Below are 18,879 nucleotides of genomic sequence, written 5' to 3'. Positions count from 1 at the left end.
CTGGCCCACCTCAGATCACCTCCGTGGAGAAGACCCGCGATTCCATGACCCGGCAGATGGCACGGGCAGTGTCCAACGAGGTGAACAGCGGGATGGCCCGGCTGATCGCTGCACGCCGGATCTGCTTGCCGTCGATGATGGTGCTCTGCCCCTTGCTCATGACGTTGATGACGGCGTCGCAACCAGAGCTGTTGATGAGATCGAGCACGGACTGACTCGACTCGTCCTGCGTGGCTCCGATCTTGAGGGCTGTGGTGACGCTCAACCCGTTGTCACGGAAGTACTGCGCCGTGCCCGAGGTGCCGATGAGCTGGAAGCCGATCCGGTCGAACCGGCGGGCGATCTCCAGCGCCTCCCCCTTGGCACCGTCAGCCACCGTGAAGAGGATCCGGCCGTACTCGGGCACGTGCAGCCCGGCAGCCTCGAAGGCCTTGTACAGCGCCTTCTCCAAGGTGGAGTCGGATCCCATGACCTCACCGGTCGACTTCATCTCCGGGCCGAGGTGGGAGTCGACGAGGTCAAGTTTGGAGAAGCTGAACACCGGGGACTTCACGTGAATGCGCTCGGGCTCGGCAAGCAGTCCGGGGGCCAGACCCAGGTCGGAGAGTTTCTCACCCAGGATCACCCGGGTGGCAGCCTCCGCCATTGACACCCCGGTCACCTTGGACAGGAACGGCACGGTACGCGAGGCGCGTGGATTGGCCTCGATGACGTTGACCTGCCCCTCGTAGACGACGAACTGGATGTTGAGGATGCCCTTGGTGTTGAGCCCCAGGGCCAATTTGGTCGTGACGTCGACGATGCGGTCCTTGACAGCCTGCTGCATGCCGACCGGCGGGTAGACGGCCATCGAGTCACCGGAGTGCACCCCGGCTCGCTCGATGTGACGCATGACGCCGGGAATGAGCACATCGGTGCCGTCACAGATGGCGTCCACCTCGCACTCGATGCCCTCAAGATATCGGTCGATGAGCACGGGTCGGTCCGGGCTGGCATGCACGGCCTCGGACATGTAGGTGCGCAGCTCGTCGGTGCTGTTGACGATGGCCATGGCCCGCCCACCGATGACGTAGGACGGGCGCACCAGCACCGGGAATCCGAGGTCCTCGGCAACGGCCAGGGCCTCCTCGGCAGAACGAGCCGTGCCACCGGGAGCCTGTGGAATGTCCAGCTCGGCCAGCAGCGACTCGAACCCCTCCCGGTCCTCGGCCCGGTCCAGGTCCGCCAGCTGGGTACCGAGGATTCGCACCCCGTGTGCCGACAGCGGGGCAGCGAGGTTGATGGCCGTCTGACCGCCGAACTGGACGATGACTCCCTCCGGCTGCTCCAGATCGACGACGTCCAGGACGTCCTCGACGGTGAGCGGCTGGAAGTACAGCTTGTCGGAGACGGAGAAGTCGGTGGAGACCGTCTCCGGGTTCGAGTTCATGATGATGGCCTCGTAGCCAGCAGCCTGGATTGCCTTGACGCAGTGGACGGTGGCGTAGTCGAACTCGATGCCCTGCCCGATGCGGATCGGGCCGGATCCCAGTACGAGGATGCTGGGACGATCGCTGCGCGTCGACTCGTTCTCCAGCTCGTAGCTGGAGTAGAAGTACGGGGTCTGCGACTCGAACTCACCGGCGCAGGTGTCCACCATCTTGTAGACCGGGACGAGTCCGTTGTCGTGGCGAGTCTCGCGAATCTCATCGGGGGTGCACTGCCAGGCCCGCGCGATGGCCGGATCGGAGAATCCGTTGCGCTTGGCGGTGCGCAGCAGGTCGACGTTGCCCGGATTGGCGGCCAGGGCATCCTCGAGCTCGATGATGTGGGCGAGTTTGTCGAGGAAGAAGAGGTCGATGCGGGTGAGTTCGTGCAACTCGCCAATGGTGCGGCCGCGACGCAGGGCCTCGGCAAGGCAGAACAGTCGATCGTCCCGAGCTGTGGTGATCCGCTGGACAAGGACATCATCGGGCAGCTGGGTGATGGCCGGGGAGGACACATGGTCGACGCCGATCTCCAGGGAGCGCACCGCCTTGAGCAGGGACTCCTCGATGGTGCGTCCCAGCGCCATGACCTCACCGGTCGCCTTCATCTGGGTGCCCAGGCTGCGATCGGCACGAGCGAACTTGTCGAACGGCCAGCGCGGAATCTTGGCGACGACGTAGTCGAGCATCGGCTCGAACATGGACCACGTCGTGCCGGTGACCGGATTGCGTATCTCGTCGAGGGTGAGACCGACGGCGATCTTGGCGGCGATCTTGGCGATCGGGTAGCCGGTGGCCTTGGAGGCCAGCGCCGAGGACCGCGACACCCGCGGGTTGACCTCGATGACGTAGTAGTTGAACGAGGCGGGGTCCAGGGCGAGCTGGACATTGCACCCACCCTCGATACCCAGTGCGTCGACGATGGTGATCGCCGCGTCACGCAGCATCTCGTGCTCGACGTCGGTGAGGGTCTGGGTGGGAGCGAGGACGATGGAGTCGCCGGTGTGCACGCCCACCGGGTCGAAGTTCTCCATGGTGCACACCACCATGGTGTTCCCGGCACCGTCTCGCATCATCTCGTACTCGATCTCCTTGAATCCGGCGATCGACTGTTCGACGAGACACTCATTGACCGGGGAGAGTTCCAGGCCCTTGCTCACCACGCGCACCAGATCTGCCTCGTCATCGCAGATCCCGCCACCGGTACCGCCCAGGGTGTAGGCGGGACGCACGATGAGTGGGTAGCCGAGTCGAGCGCCGACCTCGACGGCCTCCACCACCGTGTGGACGATGTCGGAGGACGGGATCGGCTGGCCGAGATCCTCCATGAGCTTCTTGAAGAGGTCACGGTCCTCGGCCTGCTCGATGGCTGACAGGTCGGTGCCGAGAAGTTCGATGCCGAGCTCGTCGAGGATTCCGCACTCGGCGAGGTCACGGGCCATGTTGAGACCGGTCTGGCCGCCCAGGGTGGGCACGATGGCCTCGGGACGCTCCCGGCGCAGGATCTGGCAGACGAACTCCAGGGTGATCGGCTCGATGTAGACCCGGTCGGCGATCTCACGGTCGGTCATGATGGTGGCCGGGTTGGAGTTGACGAGGATGACCTCGTAACCCTCCTCACGCAGGGCCAGGCAGGCCTGGGTCCCGGCGTAGTCGAACTCGGCGGCCTGACCGATGACGATCGGGCCGGATCCGATGACGAGGATGCGGTGGATGTCGGTGCGGCGTGGCATCAGCACTTTCCTTCCGCCCGTGCGCTGCGATGGGAACGCATCAGGTCGATGAAATCGTCGAAGAGGTGGACGGCGTCGTGAGGGCCGGCAGCAGCATCGGGGTGGTACTGCACCGAGAACGAGCCGGTGCGTCGGTTGCGCACACCCTCGATGGTCTCGTCGTTGATCTCGATGTGGGTGACCTCCAGATCGGTGCCCGTCAGCGACTGGGGGTCGACGGCGTACCCGTGATTCTGGCTGGTGAACTCGATGCGTCCGGTGCGCAGGTCGCGTACCGGGTGGTTGAACCCGCGATGGCCGAACCGCAGTTTGTAGGTGTCGGCCCCATTGGCCAGGCTGAGCAACTGATGTCCCATGCAAATACCGAAGATGGGGTATTCCTCCTGGAGATCCCGGATGACGTCGATCGCCTGGGGAATGCTCTTGGGGTCGCCGGGGCCGTTGGACAGCATGATCCCGTCGGGTGAGAGGGTGCGCACCCGGTTTGCGGTGAAGTCGTGCGGGACGACGGTGACGGCGCAGCCACGTCTGTCGAGTTCCCGCAGGATCGAGTGTTTGAGACCGAAGTCGAAGAGGACGACGTTGTACTTGCCCAAGGGGCTGGGATACGCGGTACGTGTGGACACCTGGCTGATCTGGTCGGTGGGCAGCTGCCGAGCACGCAAACCCTCCAGTGCGGCCCCGAGGTCGGCATCGGGGCCGAGCAGCGTCCCCTTCATGACGCCGTGGTCCCGCAACCGACGCACCAGAGCCCGAGTGTCGATCCCGGCCAGACCGGGAATGTCGTGGGCCCGGAGGAACTCGTCCAGACTCATCTGGTTGCGCCAGTTGGATGCCACCCGAGGTACCTCACGGCACACGACCCCCGCCGTCGTCGGGAACAACGACTCCATGTCGTCGCGGTTGATGCCGGTGTTGCCGATGAGCGGGTAGGTGAAGGTGACGATCTGACCGTTGTAGGACTGATCGGTCAAGGTCTCCTGGTAGCCGGTCATACCGGTGGTGAAGACGACCTCGGCGCTCACCTCGGCGTCGGCTCCGAAGGCCTCCCCCGGGAACGTCGTACCGTCCTCGAGCAGCAGGGTTCGTGTCGTCATGACAGATCCTTTCGATTCGAGTGGACCACGACTCCGTCAACGAGGGTCAGGATGCAGTCACCGTGCACCTCACGGCCAGCGAATGGCGTGTTGCGCCCCTTGCCAGCGAAGTGCTCTGGGTCGATGACGGTCTGTCCGACGAGGTCGAAGGCAGCGAGATCAGCTGGTCCCCCGACCCGCAAACGCCCGGCCTCCGGCATACCGTGCAGATCGGCCGGGCCAGAGGTGAGCCATCCGACGAGCTGGTCGAGTCGGAACCGTCCGGGCAGGACGAAGGCGGTGTAGAGCAGGGCGAAGGTGTGCTCATTGGTGATGACGCCGAAGGCGGCATCCCGCATCGAACAGTTCTTCTCCGCAGCGGTGTGCGGGGCATTGTCGGTGGCGATGGCATCGATCGTGCCGTCACACAGACCCGCGACGATGGCGTCGACGTCGGCTCGAGTACGCAGCGGCGGGTTCATCTTGTAATTGCCGTCGTCTGAGGGGATGTCCTCATCGGCCAGCAGCAAGTGGTGGGGCTCGGCCTCGGCGGTGGCATGCACCCCGTCGGCACGGGCGCGACGCACGGCACGGATGGATTCGCCGGTCGAGGCGTGACACAGGTGGTAGTGGACACCGGTCTCCTCGGCGATGGCAAGGTCACGCACCACCTGGACGGTCTCGGCGAGTCGGGTGGTGCCGGGCAGTTCCAGCTGCGCACTGCGCCGCCCCTGATTAATGACACCGCCACGAACCAGGGAGTTGTCCTCGGCATGCGCGGCAACCGGCAGGTCCAGCCTGGCGGCGGCAGTCATCGCGTCATACATGACGCCGGCGCTCTGCACCCCCTTGCCGTCGTTGGAGAACCCGATGGCGCCGGCACGAGCCTGGGCGTCGAAGTCCACGAGCTCCTCACTGGTCAACCCGGCAGTGATCGGTGAGTACGGCAGGGTCTTGACGACGGCGTCGCGGGCGAACCGCTCACGCAGCTCGGTCAGCAGCTCCGGGGTGTGGGGATCGGGTGAGGTGTTGGGCATGGCGCAGATCGTCGTCCATCCGCCCCGGGCGGCAGCTGCCGTACCCGAGGCAATGGTCTCCTTGGCCTCCTGGCCCGGTTCACGCAGGTGATCGTGCAGATCCACCAGCCCCGGCGTGACGAGGGCACCGTCCAGGCTCCTCACCTGGGCATCGGCACCGTCGAGCTGGTGAGCCCTGCCGATTGACAGGGCCTCGATCCGGCCTGCGTCCACGAGGATCTGGGAGGGCACCGGCGTGCCCCCCTGAAGCATCACCAGGTCGGTCAGCAGGGTGCGCGTCATGCCTGCTCCGCTGCATCGAGAACGGATTCGAGGATCGCCATGCGCACCATGACGCCGTTGTGCATCTGTGCGAAGATGCGCGACTGCGGAGCCTCGACCAGTTTGGAGGAGATCTCGGTGCCACGGTTGACCGGGGCCGGATGCATGATGATGGCGTCCGGGCGCATCTGCGCAGCACGTTCATCGGTGAGACCGTAGGCGTGCAGGTAGTCCTCGGCGGAGAAGTCTGGGCCGGCATCGAACCGTTCATGCTGCACACGCAGCATCATGGCGACGTCCACGTCCTCGATGACCTCATCGAGGGTGGAGATCTCCCCCAGCCGAGTCACCTCGTGATCCATCCACTCACGTGGCCCGGTGAAGATGACGCGAGCACCCAGTCTGTTGAGGATCTGGGCGTCGGAGCGGGCAACCCGGGAATGGGCGATGTCTCCACTGATCGCGATGGTGAGGTCGTCGAAGTGGCCGAACTCCTCGGCAATCGTCATGAGGTCCAGCATGCACTGGCTGGGATGCTGGCCTGACCCGTCACCGGCGTTGACCAAGCTCAGTTCCAGACGTCCGGGAGCCAGCAGCTGATCATAGTAGGCGTTGCGGGAATGACGGATGACGGCCACGTCGGCACCAATGGCGTCCACCGTGCGCACCGAGTCGTAGAGGCTCTCCCCCTTGGTCACCGAGGAGTGCTTGGGGTCGAAGTCCAGCACCTTCATGCCCAGACGGTGCTCGGCCATCTGGAAACTCGTCATGGTGCGGGTCGAGTCCTCGAAGAACATGTTGATGGCGACGCGGTCGGGCCCCAGACGAGGACGGGCGCCAGCCTTGAAGGCACGACCGCGTTCGACGATCGCCAGGACGGCGTCATTGGGAAGATCCTCCACCGACAGGAAGTGCTGGGAGGCATAGCGGGATGGGATGGTGAAACCGGTGGCGCTGCTCATGCGTTGACCTTTCGGATCGAGACGAGATCCTCACCGTCAACCTCTGAGACGTTCACGTCGACGGCCTCGTCGAGGGAGGTGGGCAGGTTCTTGCCGACGAAATCGGCGCGAATCGGCAGCTCCCGGTGGCCACGGTCGACCAGCACGGCGAGCAGAATGCGATCGGGACGCGAGTCGTCCATGATGGCGTCCAGGGCAGCACGGGTGGTGCGTCCGGTGAAGAGCACGTCATCGACGAGGACGACCGTGCTACCGGCCAGGGACTCCGGAAGGTTGGTTCCGTGCACGACGGGCCCCTTCGCCGGGGTGGGCTGTTCATTGGGATCGAGGTCGTCGCGGTACAAGGTGATGTCGAGCTCACCGCACGGAACTCGTGTGCCCTCGATCTCAGAGAGGCGGGCAGCAATGCGTTGGGCCAGATGTGCCCCACGGGTACGGATTCCGACAACGACGAGGTTGCCGAGCCCCTCATTGCGCTCGATGATCTCGTAACAGATACGAGCCAGTGCCCGATTGACGGCGCCTGCGTCCATGACGGTCACGGCACCACTGGTGGTGGACATGTCAGTACTCCTCCTTTTCATGACGCCGCTTCAAACGGCGCGATGGGCCGGTGAGGCGGAAGGAGGTAGCACCTGGGGAGCCATCAGGGGACCGTGCACCACGGGCTCCGACAGCTTCACATCGTGAGCCGGCTGATACCCCGGCTCCGTGCCAACGACCTTCGCGACCTCACGGGATCGCTCTTAAAGGGCGTTGAACAGAGCATAGCAGGCATGGGAACGTCGAGGTCAATGGCATCAGATGATGAGATGCCACCAGCGGTCTGAATCGCGGTCGATGGCGTCCAGCGGCAACCAATCAGGCTGCCCGGGTGCACAACGCACGTGGCGAGGACGTCCCCCAGGACCGCAGCCGATCAGGACAACGCATCCTTGACCAGGGCAGCGGTGGTCTTGCCATCGAACCTGCCCATGACTCGCGCCTGAACGGCCTTCATCACCGATCCCATGAGTTTCATCGTCGCCGGGCCACCATCGGCGGCCTTGGCGATCTCCTCGTCGATGATGGTCCGCACCTCGGACTCCTCGAGCTGCGCAGGCAGGTACTTCTGCAGAATGGCGAGTTCGGCCTCCTCGGCCTCGGCCAACTCGTCACGGCCAGCGTCCCGGTAGGCCTGGGCGGAGTCCTTGCGAACGTTGACCTGTTTGGTGATGATGGCCTGCTCCTGGTCGTCGGTGAGTTCCCGGGCGGAGTCGCCGGCAACCTCCTCCGCTGAAATGGCCGAGATGGCCATGCGGATGGCGGATTTTGCCTTGTCGTCGTGCGCCTTCATGGCCGCCACGAGATCGGACTTCAGTTGACTCTTCACAGCTGCCAAGGCAGGTTCCTTCTTCCGTCGTCGGGTGTTGATGGGATGAGGCGTCTGGCACACGTGTCACGGCATGCCACGCCACGAGGATTCTTTCATGGGACGATTTTCATGGATCGCCGCGCAATTCAGAGCTGGTGCTCGGCAAGCACCGTCTCGATACGGATGAGGTCGTCATCGGTGAGCTGGTTGCCCGACAGGGCGTCGATGTCGGCATCAAGCTGGGTGACATTGGATGCCCCCACGAGCACCGAGGTGATGCGTTCCTCACGCAGGATCCACGACAGGGCGAGTTGGGCCAGGGACTGGTCCCGGTCCATCGCGATCTCGTTGAGGGCACGCACGGTGTCCATCGTCTGCTCGTCGAGGTTCTCCGGGCGCAGGTGACGAGAGCCCATCCCGACGCGAGAATTGCGTGGGATCCCGGAAAGATACCTCGTCGTCAGCAGCCCCTGTGCCAGCGGGGAGAAGCAGATGACGCCCATCCCCTCCTGCTCACAGGTGTCGAGCAGATCGTCCTCGATCCACCGGTCGAACATGTTGTAGCGCGGCTGGTGAATGAGCAGTGGGGTTCCGAGCTCACGGGCAATGGCGGCAGCACGGACCGTCTGCTCATGGTCGTAGGACGATATACCGATGTAGAGGGCGCGTCCGGATCGCACGATGTGGTCCAGCGCCCCCATCGTCTCCTCCAACGGGGTGTCCGGATCGAATCGGTGGGAGTAGAAGATGTCGACGTAGTCCAGCCCCATGCGTTTGAGGGACTGGTCGCAGGAAGCGATGAGGTACTTGCGACTGCCCCCACCTTGCCCGTAGGGGCCGGGCCACATGTCGTAGCCAGCCTTGGTGGAGATGATGAGTTCATCGCGATGGGGCTTGAGGTCGGAGGCGAAGATGCGTCCGAAGTTGGTTTCGGCCTGGCCGTAGGGCGGGCCGTAGTTGTTGGCGAGGTCGAAATGCGTCACCCCGCGGTCGAAGGCACGGCGCAGGACGGCGCGTTGGGTGCCCCCGGGATGCAGATCTCCAAAATTGTGCCAGAGTCCGAGAGACACCGCCGGAAGCATGAGACCGCTGGTGCCACAACGGCGATACTGCATGTCGTCGTACCGGTTCTCAGCTGCGACGTAGGAACTCACTGCCATGGGCACAGGCTACCAAGGGCACGACGGTCGGGAAGATTGTCCCACTGACGGGATGTGAGGTGCGTACCCCCGAGACAGGGGCATGCCGTGCCAGCGCATCGGAACTGGTCGAATCCAACGACCTCCCATTCCCAGAGGCAGTGGGCCAGGAATCACATCATCGCCGTACGCCGCGCGGACGCACCACCTTGTGGGCCTGCCAGTCGGAGTCGAGGTTGTGGGTGGAGGTCAGCGTCATACCGGCCGTCTCCGCCCCCTCGTTGAGATCGGAGGCATCGATGGCGCCCGGCCGTCCCACCTTGGGGGTGACCAAGACGATGAAGCCATCATCGGAGAGGTCTCGCATGGCGTCGACGAGTGCATCGGCAACCTCGTCATCATCGCTGCGCAACCACAACCACACAGCATCCACAGCGTCCAGGGAGTCCTCGACGAGGTCACCGTCAATCGTCTCCATGAGCAGCTGGCGCAGCTCCTCATCAACGTCCTCGTCCCAGCCCAGCTCCTGGACGATTTGTCCGGCCTCAAAACCAATTCTGTCGAAACCGGTCCCGTTACTCACTGATCCTTCGCTTTCCTTCGTTCATGATCTCCCCTTGAGGGGTGATCGGCGGTGCAGGTGGAGTACCTGTCAGTCATAGCGTGCCAGACCCGCCCCGTCGAAGCCAGCGAATCCCCGGGAAGAGAGGTTCGAGTGAGTCACACCACTCTCCCGCTGTTTTCCGCAAAACATCAGGGTTGACGTCCGGGCAGATGATGGCGCTCAGCTGTCTGGAGCGAGACGTCACCGTCCACCGCCCCCTCTACGCCCTCGGAGGTACCACAGCCGGTCAGACGACCATGAGTAGGATCAATCATTGGCACACCTTTGCACGGTGGCGACCACCAGCAACGACCAATGACCAAGGAGGACCATGGCACGTTCGTCCGACACCGAGAAACGATCTCGGCCCGCAACGACAGGCCGCGACATCGTCCCCTCCGATCGCACCCGCAAGGCCATCACCAAGCGCCTGGCCTCCCACACCTCCGCCATGACGACGGCGACCCTGGCGACGATGAGTTCACGGCACTCGTGGTTCCGCCGCCTGTCCGCCGAGGAACGATCCTGGATCTCCATCGTCGCCCGATCCGGCATCGACGGTTTCGTCACCTGGTTTTCCGACGACCAGACCAAGCCCTACCGACCCACCAACATCTTCGGAGTGGCCCCGGCGTCCATGACGCGCAAGATCTCACTGCGTCAGACGGTTGATCTGGTGCGCACGACGATTGACGTCGTCGAGGATCAGATACGCACCACCATGTCGCGCTCCGACCGGCAGGTGCTGCTCAATGCCATCGTCCACTACTCCCGCGAGGTCGCCTTCGCCGCAGCCGAGGTGTACGCCCGCGCAGCGGAACGGCGCGGCACCTGGGACGAGCGACTGGAGTCACTGGTCATCGACGCGGTGGTGCGCTCCGAACCCGATGACGAGCTGATCTCCCGAGCCTCGACACTGGGATGGCGCTCCGGGCTCAACCTGTGCGTCGTCGTGGGACGTGGGGCCGGCTCGGGGGTCGGCGTCCGCGCACTGCGCCGAGCCGGGGAGCAGAAGGGGCTGACCATTCTTGCCGCAACCCAGGCTCACCGTCTGGTGGCTGTCGTGGCCGGGGAACAGATCGTCGACGACGCCTCTGCCGTCAAGGTGGTGGCCGCTCTGGCCGATCATTTCTCCGAAGGGCCCATCGTCGTGGGCCCGGTGGTTGACGAACTGACCAATGCACCGACCTCGGCACGAGCCGCCATGGCGGGGGCCCGGGTGGCCAGTGGCTGGCCGGAGGGCCCACGAGTGCTGTCCTCGACCGATCTGCTCCCCGAGCGTGCGCTGACCGGTGATGAGCAGGCCATTGCCTGGCTCGTCGAGCAGATCTACGAGCCACTGTCCAGATCGACCGGCAACCTCATGGAGACCTGTGTCGCCTTCCTGGACCATGGCGGTTCGGTCGAGGGCACTGGACGTGCGCTCTACATCCACCCCAACACGGTGCGCTACCGCCTCAAGAAGATTCAGGAGACCACGGGATACTCCCCCAACGATCCCCGGGAGGCGTACGTCATGCGTCTGGCGATCACCTTCGGTCGACTGCACACGACAGACCAGAACGACCAGCACCGCCCTGATCTGCCTCGTTTCCCGTTCCCTGCTCTAGGGTGAGGGCATGACGATGAACTTCATGATCCCGGTACGCGACGACGGATCCGTCGAACCACGATTCGGCCGAGCACCCAAGGTTGCGGTGGCCACCGTCGACGACTCCGGATCCATCACCGGATGGCAGACCTTCGACGTGCAGTGGGACCGTCTGCACGACGAGGGCCCGGAGGGATCCCACCACGCCCGTATCGTCCGCTTCCTACGCGAGCACGAGGTGGCTGCGGTCGTGTCCACCCACATCGGGGCAGGTATGCAGCACACCATCATGAAGATGGGGCTCGCCATGCTGCCAGCCACCAATCCTGATGCCCGCGCCAGTGTTGCGGCCGTGGCGGAGCAGGTCGCCCGATGATGGATCGTCTCAAGGTTGCCGTCGTCGGCGCAGGTGCCATTGGAACATTCTACGGAATGATGCTCGAACAAGCCGGAGCCGACGTGAGTTTTGTCGCCCGAGGCGCCACCTTGGCGGCCATCCGACGCGACGGGCTGCGCATCACGGGAAAACGTACGAGAACGATCCACCCTCTGGTCACCGACGATCCAGCCCAGATCGACGTGGTCGACGCAGTACTCGTGTGCATCAAGACATTTCAGGTCGCACCGGCCCTGGAGGACTACTCGTCATCCCTCATCGGCCCGGACACCGTGGTCGTGACCACTCAGAACGGGGTGGCGACTCCTCAGGTGGTGGCCGACATCGTGGGACGACGACGCACCTGTCCAGGTGTGTGCCGGGAGTGGGTGAAGATCGTCGAACCGGGAGTCGTGGACGACATGGGCGGCCCGGCCAGCATCCACATCGGCATGCTGGATGACACGCAGAACCCTATCGTGGACGAGATCCGGTCCAGGTTCGAGTCGGTGGGGGTCACCTGTCCCCCGGTCGACGACATCACCACCGAGCTGTGGTTCAAGGCCGTCAACGTCTGTGCCCAGGGAGCCATCGGTGCCGCCCTGGAAGCCACCCTGGGCGAGCTGCTCACCTACCATCGTGACCTCTTCGTCCGATGTGTCCGTGAGTGGATCGCCGTGGGTGAGGCGCACGGTGCGGACTTCTCCCCAGACGTCCTCGCGGCGGTTTTCGCATATTTCGAGTCGCAGGAGGACCATCTCACCACCTCTTTCCAACGTGACATCACAGCTGGACGAGCCAGTGAGTTGGAGGCCCAGGTGGGTGCCCTGCCCGAGTTGGGCGACGAGGTCGGCGTCGACACACCACTCAACGATGCCTTTGCCGCCGTGTTGCGAGCCAAGGCAGCACGAGCCGGGCACTGAGTACCTGCCTCTGCGGCCCGCACCTGTCGACTCCACGGCATTGTGGGATGTCCACAAACCATTGTGGGGTACCCACAAAGAGTGGGAGATCGAATTAGCTGGCCCGTCGGTGACACAACGCTGTGACAGGAGGCACAGTGGGAACATGCTTGCACTTGTCTCACCGGGCCAAGGTGCCCAGAAACCTGGTTTTCTCGGGCCCTGGCTGGAGGACGCATCCTTCGCCGCACACCTGAACTGGCTCTCCGCAGTGGCGAACATGGATCTGGCCGAACATGGCACGGTGTCCGACGAGGCCACCATCAAGGACACTGCCGTGGCCCAACCACTGCTGGTGGCCGCCGCACTGGCCACCGGGTGGGCCGTCAAGGACAACTTCTTCCCCCAGGCAGACATGATCGCCGGCCACAGCGTCGGTGAGATCGCCGCAGGAGCTGGGGCGGGGGCATTCAGCCCCGAGGCCGCGATGGTGCTGGTACGTGAACGTGGTCGGGCCATGGCCGAGGCCGCCGCCGTCACCAAGACGTCGATGACCGCCGTCATCGGTGGCCAGCCCGACGAGGTGCTCGCAGCCATCGAGAAGCACGGACTCACCCCCGCCAACCACAATGGCAAGGGTCAGATCGTCGCAGCTGGCACCGTCGAGCAGCTCGAAGCATTTGCTGCCGAACCCCCGGCCCGCACCCGACTGTTCCCGTTGAGTGTCGCCGGTGCCTTCCACTCGGTGCACATGGAACCAGCCGTTGGCCACCTTCGTTCGGTTGCCGCAGCCATGCCGACCTCCTCGTCGCTGAGCACCACTCTGCTCAGCGATCTGGACGGCGCTGTCGTGACCGACGGACGCGACTTCGCCGACCGCCTGGTTGCCCAGGTTGCCCAACCGGTACGCTGGGACCTGGTCATGCAGACCATGGCCAGCCGTGGCATCACCGGTATGATCGAGCTCGCCCCGGCGGGTACCCTCACCGGTATCGCCAAGCGCAATCTCAAGGGCGTCGAGCTGTTCAACCTCAACACCCCCGACCAGTTGGAGGACGCCCGCGCCTTCGCTGCTGCACACAGTCACAAGACCCCGGAGACCGCATGAACAACCCGACCCTGTCGGCAAGCACCGGAGCATCCTACGCCCGGATCCTCGGAACCGGCTCAGTACGTGGTGACCGCGTCGTCACCAATGAAGAGATGTGCACCATGATCGACTCCACCCCGGAGTGGATCGAACAGCGCACCGGAATTCGTGAACGGCGTTGGGCCACCCCCGAGCAGACCGTCATTGCGATGGCCTCCCAGGCGGCTCGTCAGGCCATCGAGGACGCCGGGCTCACTCCCGACCAGATCGACACCGTCATCATCGCCTCGGTCTCACACCACCGCCCCTCCCCCTCGCTGGCCACCTATGTGGCCCGTGAGATCGGCGCCACGTCTGCTGCCGCCCTGGACATCAACGCCGCATGTGCTGGATTCTGCTACGCGACAACCCTCTCGGAGTCGCTCATCCGCTCCGGGGCGAGCACCCACGTCGTGTCCATCGGGGTGGAGCGTCTCTCCGACATGATCAACATGAAGGACCGTTCCACGGCATTCCTGTTCTCCGACGGTGCCGGTGCGGCTGTCTTCGGCCCGTCCGAGGAGCCTGCCATCGCCCCGACGCAGTGGGGATCGCGCGCCGACCAGGTCGAGGTCATCGAGATCGAGGACTGGACGCAGGCAGCCAGCCATCCGGACGTCAACTACCCGCTCATCGCCATGGAGGGCCGGAAGGTCTTCAAGTGGGCGCTGACCGAGGTGGCCGCCAAGGCCAAGGAGGCCATCGCAGCTGCCGGCATCACTGCAGACGACCTGGACGTCTTCATCCCCCACCAGGCCAATGACCGTATCGTCGACGTCATCGTGCGCCATCTCGGACTCCCAGATTCCGTGACGGTGTGCCATGACATCGCCGGGATGGGCAACACCTCTGCTGCCTCCATTCCCATTGCCATGGATCGGATGCGTCGGCGCGGAGACGCGCACAGCGGCGATCTGGCACTTATCATCGGATTCGGGGCCGGGCTGGTCTATGCCGGCCAGGTCGTGCGTCTACCTTGACGTCGACCGGGCCCCACCCAGACGCGTCATCTCCCGATGGCGTTTCCACCACCGCGTCACCGCTGGGTGATGCGATCTACAGATGAGGAACACCAATGGCTGACAAAGCCCAGATTCTGGCCGATCTCGCAGACATCGTCAACGACATCACCGGTGTCGAGCAGTCCGAGGTGACCGAGGAGAAGGCCTTCACCGACGATCTCGACGTCGACTCCCTGTCCATGGTCGAGATCATCTACTCCTGCGAGGAGAAGTTCGGCGTCGAGATCCCCGACGAGGAGTCCAAGAACCTCCGCACCGTCGGTGACGCCGTGAAGTACATCGAAGATCACCAGTCCTGATCCAGCACCCCATCTGCCGAGGAGAGTACATGACCGACGTCGTCATCACCGGATTCGGAGCCACCACACCCTTGGGGGCAGACGCCCCGAGCACGTGGCAGGGGCTTGTCGAAGGACGTAACGGCGTCCACACCCTTGACCACGAGTGGGCCGAGGGGCTTCCGGTCACCTTCGCCGCTGAGGTCGTTGACGAACCCGGTAACCACATACCCCGCCCGCGGGCCCGTCGGCTGGACCGTTCCAGCCAGTTGGCGCTCGTTGCGGCACGGGAGGCGTGGGCCGATGCCGGACTGTCGCTGCCGCGCGATGAGGACGGCAACCCAGTGGACAACGGTGTCGACCCGGACCGGCTCATCGTCTCGGTGGCCACTGGAATCGGTGGTCTGCACTCTCTGCTCGGGCAGTGGGACGTCCAGAAGGACAAGGGATTTCGACGGGTGAGCCCGTTCACCATCCCCATGCTCATGGCCAACGCGCCGGCTGCAAACATTGGTCTTGAGTTTCATGCGACCGGTGGTATCCACACCCCGGTGTCAGCGTGTGCCTCCTCCTCGGAGGCCATCTCCCTGGGGCTGGACCAGATTCGCCTGGGACGCGCCGACATCGTCGTCGCCGGCGGTACGGAAGCCGTCATCCATCCCCTACCACTGGCCGCCTTCTCCCAGATGAAGGCACTGTCGTCGCGCAATGACGACCCGGAACACGCATCCCGTCCCTGGGACGTGGACCGCAACGGCTTCGTCCTCGGTGAGGGCGCGGCCATCCTCGTGCTGGAGACCCTTGAGCATGCCCAGGCCCGCGGTGCCACGATCTATGGCACCTTGGCTGGCTCGGGCATTTCGGCCGATGCCCACGACATCGTCCAACCCGATCCGTCCGGGTACGGTCAGGCCTCGGCGATGCGCAAGGCCTTGGCTTCGGCAGATCTGGAACCCAGCGACATCAAGCACATCAATGCCCATGCCACCTCGACGCCGCAGGGTGACACGGCGGAGGCCATGTCGATCCGCGAGGCCCTGGGCACGGCAGCAGAGGACGTCCTCGTCACCGGCACCAAGTCGATGACTGGTCATCTGCTTGGCGGAGCGGGTGCCTTGGAGTCCTTTGCGACGGTCATGGCATTGCTGCGCCACAAGGTTCCCGGCACGATCAACACCGAGCATCTCGAGGAAGGGCTGCCGGTACGGATCGCCACCGAGACGACGGATCTTGTTGACGGCGATCTTGCCGCCCTCAACAATTCCTTCGGTTTCGGCGGACACAACGTCACCCTGGCGTTCACCAATCAGCACGCCACTCGCTGACTGCCCAGCCGACAACCTCGGCCGGTAAACATTGCTGGTCGAGGTTCGCGGTCGTCTGCCACGCGGCGTCGCCCGAAAAAGTGGCCACCCGCACATGTGACCGCCATCCACATGGCACCGCAGAACCCCGATGTCACGGTGCGTCAACTGCACATGTGCCGCCGTCCTGTGCCCGACTCTCGGGAGAGCAGGGTCGGACGAGCCTTGCAGGGATCGCTCAGCCAACCTGGGCGGCGAACCAACTCACGTCGATGGTGGGATCGCCAGCGCGATACGCCTCCAACTCAACGTCCCACGGTTCGCCGAGCAGATCGGAGATCTGGGTGGCGAGATCCGTTCCCATCCGGCGAGACTCCATCACGGCGGTCCGCAGCCGCACCTCGTCGACGCGGATGGATCCGGCGTCATCGGTGGCGCAATGAAACACCCCGAGGTCGGGTGTGTACGACCACCGCTGAGTGGGAGCACCCGACTCGACCGTCACCTCGAATCGCAGTTTCCGCCATGCACACAGTGTGGAGACGAGACCGACGACCTGCTGCATGTCACCGCTCCACGCAACCTCGGCGCGCCAACTTCCCGGACAGACCGGTTGAGGCCTCCACTGCCACATGGGCGCGACAACAGCGGCATTGACCATCCACTCGATGTGGTCGCGCAATGCCGTCGGCGCCGAGTGGATGAAGATCATGCCCTCGGCATGCAGGTGTGAACTGCTCATGTGACCGTCCTCTCGGTACCACGTGCCTTCCCCTGCAGGGTCCCGAAGCGGTCAGGCTCCATTGTGCCGTTCCGGGTCCGAGCACACAAGTACGAAGAAAAATCAATGGGACATCGCGGGCACACCAAGAAAAACTCAGATGTCGGGCGAGCACCTGAGCACATGCTGCGTGCGGCAATTGCCACCCTCGTTCACTTCAGGGCACAGCCCTGGGCCATGCCTCACCGTCCCATGGGCGGCCTGCTGCCGAAGATCGCCTGGCCAACCCGCACCGTCGTCGCGCCATGTGCAATGGCAATCTCGAAATCTCCCGACATTCCCATGGAAAGGTCGTTCCAGGAACTCACCTCGGAGGCCTCGTTGCGCAGCTGCTCCTGGACCACCCGCATCCGTTGGAAGCAGGCAGTCACCTGGGATTCGTCATCGCTGTGGAGCGCGACCGTCATCAGGCCCTTGACGCGCAGTGCGTCGAAGGCGCTCAGCTGTCGCGCAAAGTCAGCTGCCTCGGACGGGGCCACACCAGACTTCTGGGGCTCACCGGAGGAATTGACCTCCACGAGCACGTCGAGTTGGCGTCCCTGGGCATGGAGTCTCTTGTCGAGTTCCCGAGCCAGCCGCAGCGAATCCAGCGCCTGGAACTCGGAGGCAAATTTTGCGACGTCCCGTGCCTTGTTGGTCTGCAGATGGCCGATGATCGCCCACTCGATCTGTGGATGGTCGTCGGAAAGCTCCTGCCACTTGCCCATCGCCTCCTGGACACGATTCTCGCCGAACCGCCTCACACCCGCCTGGGCAGCCTCGACGACGTCACTGGCCGGCTTGGTCTTGCTCACCGGCAGCAGCCGCACCGATGCCGGGTCACGATCCACCTGGCGACATGCCTGGGCGATACGGCTGTGAATCATCTCAAGGTTCTCTGCGATGGTCATGTATCCACTCAACCACTAGGGCCAGCGAGCGGCCAGCATCACCGCGCCACCTGCCGCGACAAGGGCCAGAATCACCGATATTCCCACGTAGACGTCCGTGATCTCGGCATAAACCTTGTCCGATCCCACGGAGTGCGAGATCTCTCGGTACACCTTCTTGAGTTCGCCCAGGGATTGCGCCGAGAACTTCTCACCGCCAGAGGCCTTGGCCACGGCAGCCAACTCGCTGCGATTCACCGGCACCCGTTGCCTCACCCCATCCTCGACGAGATACCCACGCGCCGTTCCGTAGGCAATGGTGTACACCGGAACTCCCTTAGTACCGGAGTCCCGACCTGCCTGCAGGGAGGGGCGCCCCATGTTCGTCGAACCATCGGAGAGCAGGACGATCGCAGCAGGAGCCACCTCCTTGGGATGTTTGGGGTCGGGCGGAGCCAGCTTGATGGCGTCCAGGCTGGTGTAGATGCCCTCCCCGATGGCCGTGGATGGCAGCACCTTGAGGTTGTCAATGGCACGGTCCACGGTTCCCCGGTCCGTCGTCGGGGGGACGACGACCTGCGCAGTGCCGGCGAACCTCACCAGGGCCACGTTGAATCGTGGCGGCAATGACCCCACGAACTCCTTCGCCGCGTCCTGGGCAGCCGCGAGGCGATTGGGTTCGACGTCATTGGCCTCCATGGATCGTGACACGTCGATGGCCACGGCAATGGTGGCGCGGTCCCTGGGCACTGATCGGTACGACTGGGGCTGTGCAAAGGCCAGGACCAGGCATGCCGTGGAGGCCACCGATGACATCACGGCGAGCCACCGTTTCCAACCGTTTTGGTGTGGCAGCACGCGCCGCAGCCGGTCGTCGGGGCTGCGCACCGAACGGCGTCGGATGTCCAGCACCAGCCAGGCCAGGAGCAGCAGCACCGGGACGATGAGCCACCACAGCCGTCCGGGACGAGCGAAATGTATGAGCATCGTCATAC

The 18,879-nt window shown here is 64.3% G+C and carries 17 protein-coding genes and 1 pseudogene; 7 read left to right on the top strand and 11 right to left on the bottom strand.

What is annotated here, in order from left to right; all coding sequences use genetic code 11:
• Positions 1–10 precede the first annotated feature (10 nt).
• The 8 genes from carB to ACP8JZ_RS03675 form a co-directional block, all read right to left on the bottom strand.
• Positions 11–3,199, bottom strand: a complete 3,189-nt coding sequence (carB, locus tag ACP8JZ_RS03710) for a carbamoyl-phosphate synthase large subunit (RefSeq protein WP_323458660.1) — start codon at positions 3,197–3,199, stop codon at positions 11–13.
• Positions 3,199–4,296, bottom strand: a complete 1,098-nt coding sequence (locus tag ACP8JZ_RS03705; protein ID WP_484482713.1) for a carbamoyl phosphate synthase small subunit — start codon at positions 4,294–4,296, stop codon at positions 3,199–3,201. Before ACP8JZ_RS03705 ends, carB begins: the two co-directional genes overlap by 1 nt.
• Positions 4,293–5,594: a dihydroorotase gene (locus ACP8JZ_RS03700; protein WP_306517010.1), complete on the bottom strand. Its 1,302-nt coding sequence runs from the start codon at positions 5,592–5,594 to the stop codon at positions 4,293–4,295. The genes ACP8JZ_RS03705 and ACP8JZ_RS03700 overlap by 4 nt, the downstream gene beginning before the upstream one ends.
• Positions 5,591–6,535 (bottom strand): aspartate carbamoyltransferase catalytic subunit, encoded by a 945-nt coding sequence (locus tag ACP8JZ_RS03695; protein WP_021105490.1) that lies wholly within the window; start codon positions 6,533–6,535, stop codon positions 5,591–5,593. The genes ACP8JZ_RS03700 and ACP8JZ_RS03695 overlap by 4 nt, the downstream gene beginning before the upstream one ends.
• Positions 6,532–7,098 (bottom strand): bifunctional pyr operon transcriptional regulator/uracil phosphoribosyltransferase PyrR, encoded by a 567-nt coding sequence (gene pyrR, locus ACP8JZ_RS03690; protein ID WP_021103193.1) that lies wholly within the window; start codon positions 7,096–7,098, stop codon positions 6,532–6,534. The genes ACP8JZ_RS03695 and pyrR overlap by 4 nt, the downstream gene beginning before the upstream one ends.
• 356 nt (positions 7,099–7,454) lie before the next feature.
• Positions 7,455–7,907, bottom strand: coding sequence for a GatB/YqeY domain-containing protein (locus ACP8JZ_RS03685; protein ID WP_306517017.1), 453 nt, complete (start codon positions 7,905–7,907; stop codon positions 7,455–7,457).
• A 128-nt stretch (positions 7,908–8,035) separates the two neighbouring features.
• Positions 8,036–9,049, bottom strand: coding sequence for an L-glyceraldehyde 3-phosphate reductase (gene mgrA / locus ACP8JZ_RS03680; RefSeq protein WP_065860894.1), 1,014 nt, complete (start codon positions 9,047–9,049; stop codon positions 8,036–8,038).
• Positions 9,050–9,206: 157 nt separating this feature from the next.
• Positions 9,207–9,611, bottom strand: coding sequence for a DUF3052 domain-containing protein (locus tag ACP8JZ_RS03675; protein WP_021105487.1), 405 nt, complete (start codon positions 9,609–9,611; stop codon positions 9,207–9,209).
• Positions 9,612–10,083: 472 nt separating this feature from the next.
• Between ACP8JZ_RS03675 and ACP8JZ_RS03670 the strand changes: the two are divergent.
• From ACP8JZ_RS03670 to ACP8JZ_RS03640, 7 genes and pseudogenes are all read left to right on the top strand, one after another.
• Positions 10,084–11,178: pseudogene (locus tag ACP8JZ_RS03670) on the top strand (PucR family transcriptional regulator); the annotation flags it as partial.
• Positions 11,179–11,257: 79 nt separating this feature from the next.
• Entirely contained in the window at positions 11,258–11,599 is a 342-nt protein-coding gene (locus tag ACP8JZ_RS03665; RefSeq protein ID WP_306517018.1) for a NifB/NifX family molybdenum-iron cluster-binding protein, read from the top strand.
• The gene (locus ACP8JZ_RS03660; RefSeq protein WP_484482712.1) at positions 11,596–12,522 is read left to right on the top strand and encodes a 2-dehydropantoate 2-reductase; all 927 of its coding nucleotides are present in this window, start codon (positions 11,596–11,598) and stop codon (positions 12,520–12,522) included. The genes ACP8JZ_RS03665 and ACP8JZ_RS03660 overlap by 4 nt, the downstream gene beginning before the upstream one ends.
• A 145-nt stretch (positions 12,523–12,667) precedes the next feature.
• Positions 12,668–13,609, top strand: a complete 942-nt coding sequence (locus ACP8JZ_RS03655) for an ACP S-malonyltransferase (protein ID WP_306517012.1) — start codon at positions 12,668–12,670, stop codon at positions 13,607–13,609.
• The gene (locus ACP8JZ_RS03650; protein WP_021103184.1) at positions 13,606–14,610 is read left to right on the top strand and encodes a beta-ketoacyl-ACP synthase III; all 1,005 of its coding nucleotides are present in this window, start codon (positions 13,606–13,608) and stop codon (positions 14,608–14,610) included. Before ACP8JZ_RS03655 ends, ACP8JZ_RS03650 begins: the two co-directional genes overlap by 4 nt.
• Positions 14,611–14,705: 95 nt before the next feature.
• On the top strand, positions 14,706–14,951 hold the full coding sequence (locus tag ACP8JZ_RS03645; protein WP_021103183.1) for an acyl carrier protein: 246 nt from the start codon (positions 14,706–14,708) through the stop codon (positions 14,949–14,951).
• Between the two features lie 29 nt (positions 14,952–14,980).
• Positions 14,981–16,255 carry a beta-ketoacyl-[acyl-carrier-protein] synthase family protein gene (locus tag ACP8JZ_RS03640; protein WP_306517880.1) on the top strand — a complete coding sequence of 425 codons (1,275 nt, stop codon included), beginning with the start codon at positions 14,981–14,983 and terminating at the stop codon, positions 16,253–16,255.
• Between the two features lie 217 nt (positions 16,256–16,472).
• Here the strand turns inward: ACP8JZ_RS03640 and ACP8JZ_RS03635 are convergent, their stop codons facing one another.
• The 3 genes from ACP8JZ_RS03635 to ACP8JZ_RS03625 form a co-directional block, all read right to left on the bottom strand.
• A complete protein-coding gene (locus ACP8JZ_RS03635; RefSeq protein WP_023035470.1) occupies positions 16,473–16,976 on the bottom strand; it encodes a DUF3145 family protein in 504 nt (167 codons plus the stop codon).
• 221 nt (positions 16,977–17,197) lie between these two features.
• Positions 17,198–17,905: a YggS family pyridoxal phosphate-dependent enzyme gene (locus tag ACP8JZ_RS03630; protein ID WP_306517879.1), complete on the bottom strand. Its 708-nt coding sequence runs from the start codon at positions 17,903–17,905 to the stop codon at positions 17,198–17,200.
• Positions 17,906–17,920: 15 nt separating this feature from the next.
• Positions 17,921–18,877 carry a VWA domain-containing protein gene (locus ACP8JZ_RS03625; RefSeq protein WP_484482711.1) on the bottom strand — a complete coding sequence of 319 codons (957 nt, stop codon included), beginning with the start codon at positions 18,875–18,877 and terminating at the stop codon, positions 17,921–17,923.
• Positions 18,878–18,879 lie beyond the last annotated feature (2 nt).

The sequence above is a fragment of the Cutibacterium sp. LaCa_286 genome, assembly GCF_057198075.1.
Note: the sequence above shows the minus strand (reverse complement) of the source record. Positions and strands in the feature narration are given on the sequence as shown.

What these genes read in the sequence shown, in the direction of transcription:
- carB (WP_323458660.1), bottom strand. Translation starts at nt 3,199, where the DNA reads ATGCCACGCCGCACCGACATCCACCGCATCCTCGTCATCGGATCCGGC.
- ACP8JZ_RS03705 (WP_484482713.1), bottom strand. Translation starts at nt 4,296, where the DNA reads ATGACGACACGAACCCTGCTGCTCGAGGACGGTACGACGTTCCCGGGG.
- ACP8JZ_RS03700 (WP_306517010.1), bottom strand. Translation starts at nt 5,594, where the DNA reads ATGACGCGCACCCTGCTGACCGACCTGGTGATGCTTCAGGGGGGCACG.
- ACP8JZ_RS03695 (WP_021105490.1), bottom strand. Translation starts at nt 6,535, where the DNA reads ATGAGCAGCGCCACCGGTTTCACCATCCCATCCCGCTATGCCTCCCAG.
- pyrR (WP_021103193.1), bottom strand. Translation starts at nt 7,098, where the DNA reads ATGTCCACCACCAGTGGTGCCGTGACCGTCATGGACGCAGGCGCCGTC.
- mgrA (WP_065860894.1), bottom strand. Translation starts at nt 9,049, where the DNA reads ATGGCAGTGAGTTCCTACGTCGCAGCTGAGAACCGGTACGACGACATG.
- ACP8JZ_RS03665 (WP_306517018.1), top strand. Translation starts at nt 11,258, where the DNA reads ATGAACTTCATGATCCCGGTACGCGACGACGGATCCGTCGAACCACGA.
- ACP8JZ_RS03660 (WP_484482712.1), top strand. Translation starts at nt 11,596, where the DNA reads ATGATGGATCGTCTCAAGGTTGCCGTCGTCGGCGCAGGTGCCATTGGA.
- ACP8JZ_RS03655 (WP_306517012.1), top strand. Translation starts at nt 12,668, where the DNA reads ATGCTTGCACTTGTCTCACCGGGCCAAGGTGCCCAGAAACCTGGTTTT.
- ACP8JZ_RS03650 (WP_021103184.1), top strand. Translation starts at nt 13,606, where the DNA reads ATGAACAACCCGACCCTGTCGGCAAGCACCGGAGCATCCTACGCCCGG.
- ACP8JZ_RS03645 (WP_021103183.1), top strand. Translation starts at nt 14,706, where the DNA reads ATGGCTGACAAAGCCCAGATTCTGGCCGATCTCGCAGACATCGTCAAC.
- ACP8JZ_RS03640 (WP_306517880.1), top strand. Translation starts at nt 14,981, where the DNA reads ATGACCGACGTCGTCATCACCGGATTCGGAGCCACCACACCCTTGGGG.
- ACP8JZ_RS03635 (WP_023035470.1), bottom strand. Translation starts at nt 16,976, where the DNA reads ATGAGCAGTTCACACCTGCATGCCGAGGGCATGATCTTCATCCACTCG.
- ACP8JZ_RS03630 (WP_306517879.1), bottom strand. Translation starts at nt 17,905, where the DNA reads ATGACCATCGCAGAGAACCTTGAGATGATTCACAGCCGTATCGCCCAG.
- ACP8JZ_RS03625 (WP_484482711.1), bottom strand. Translation starts at nt 18,877, where the DNA reads ATGACGATGCTCATACATTTCGCTCGTCCCGGACGGCTGTGGTGGCTC.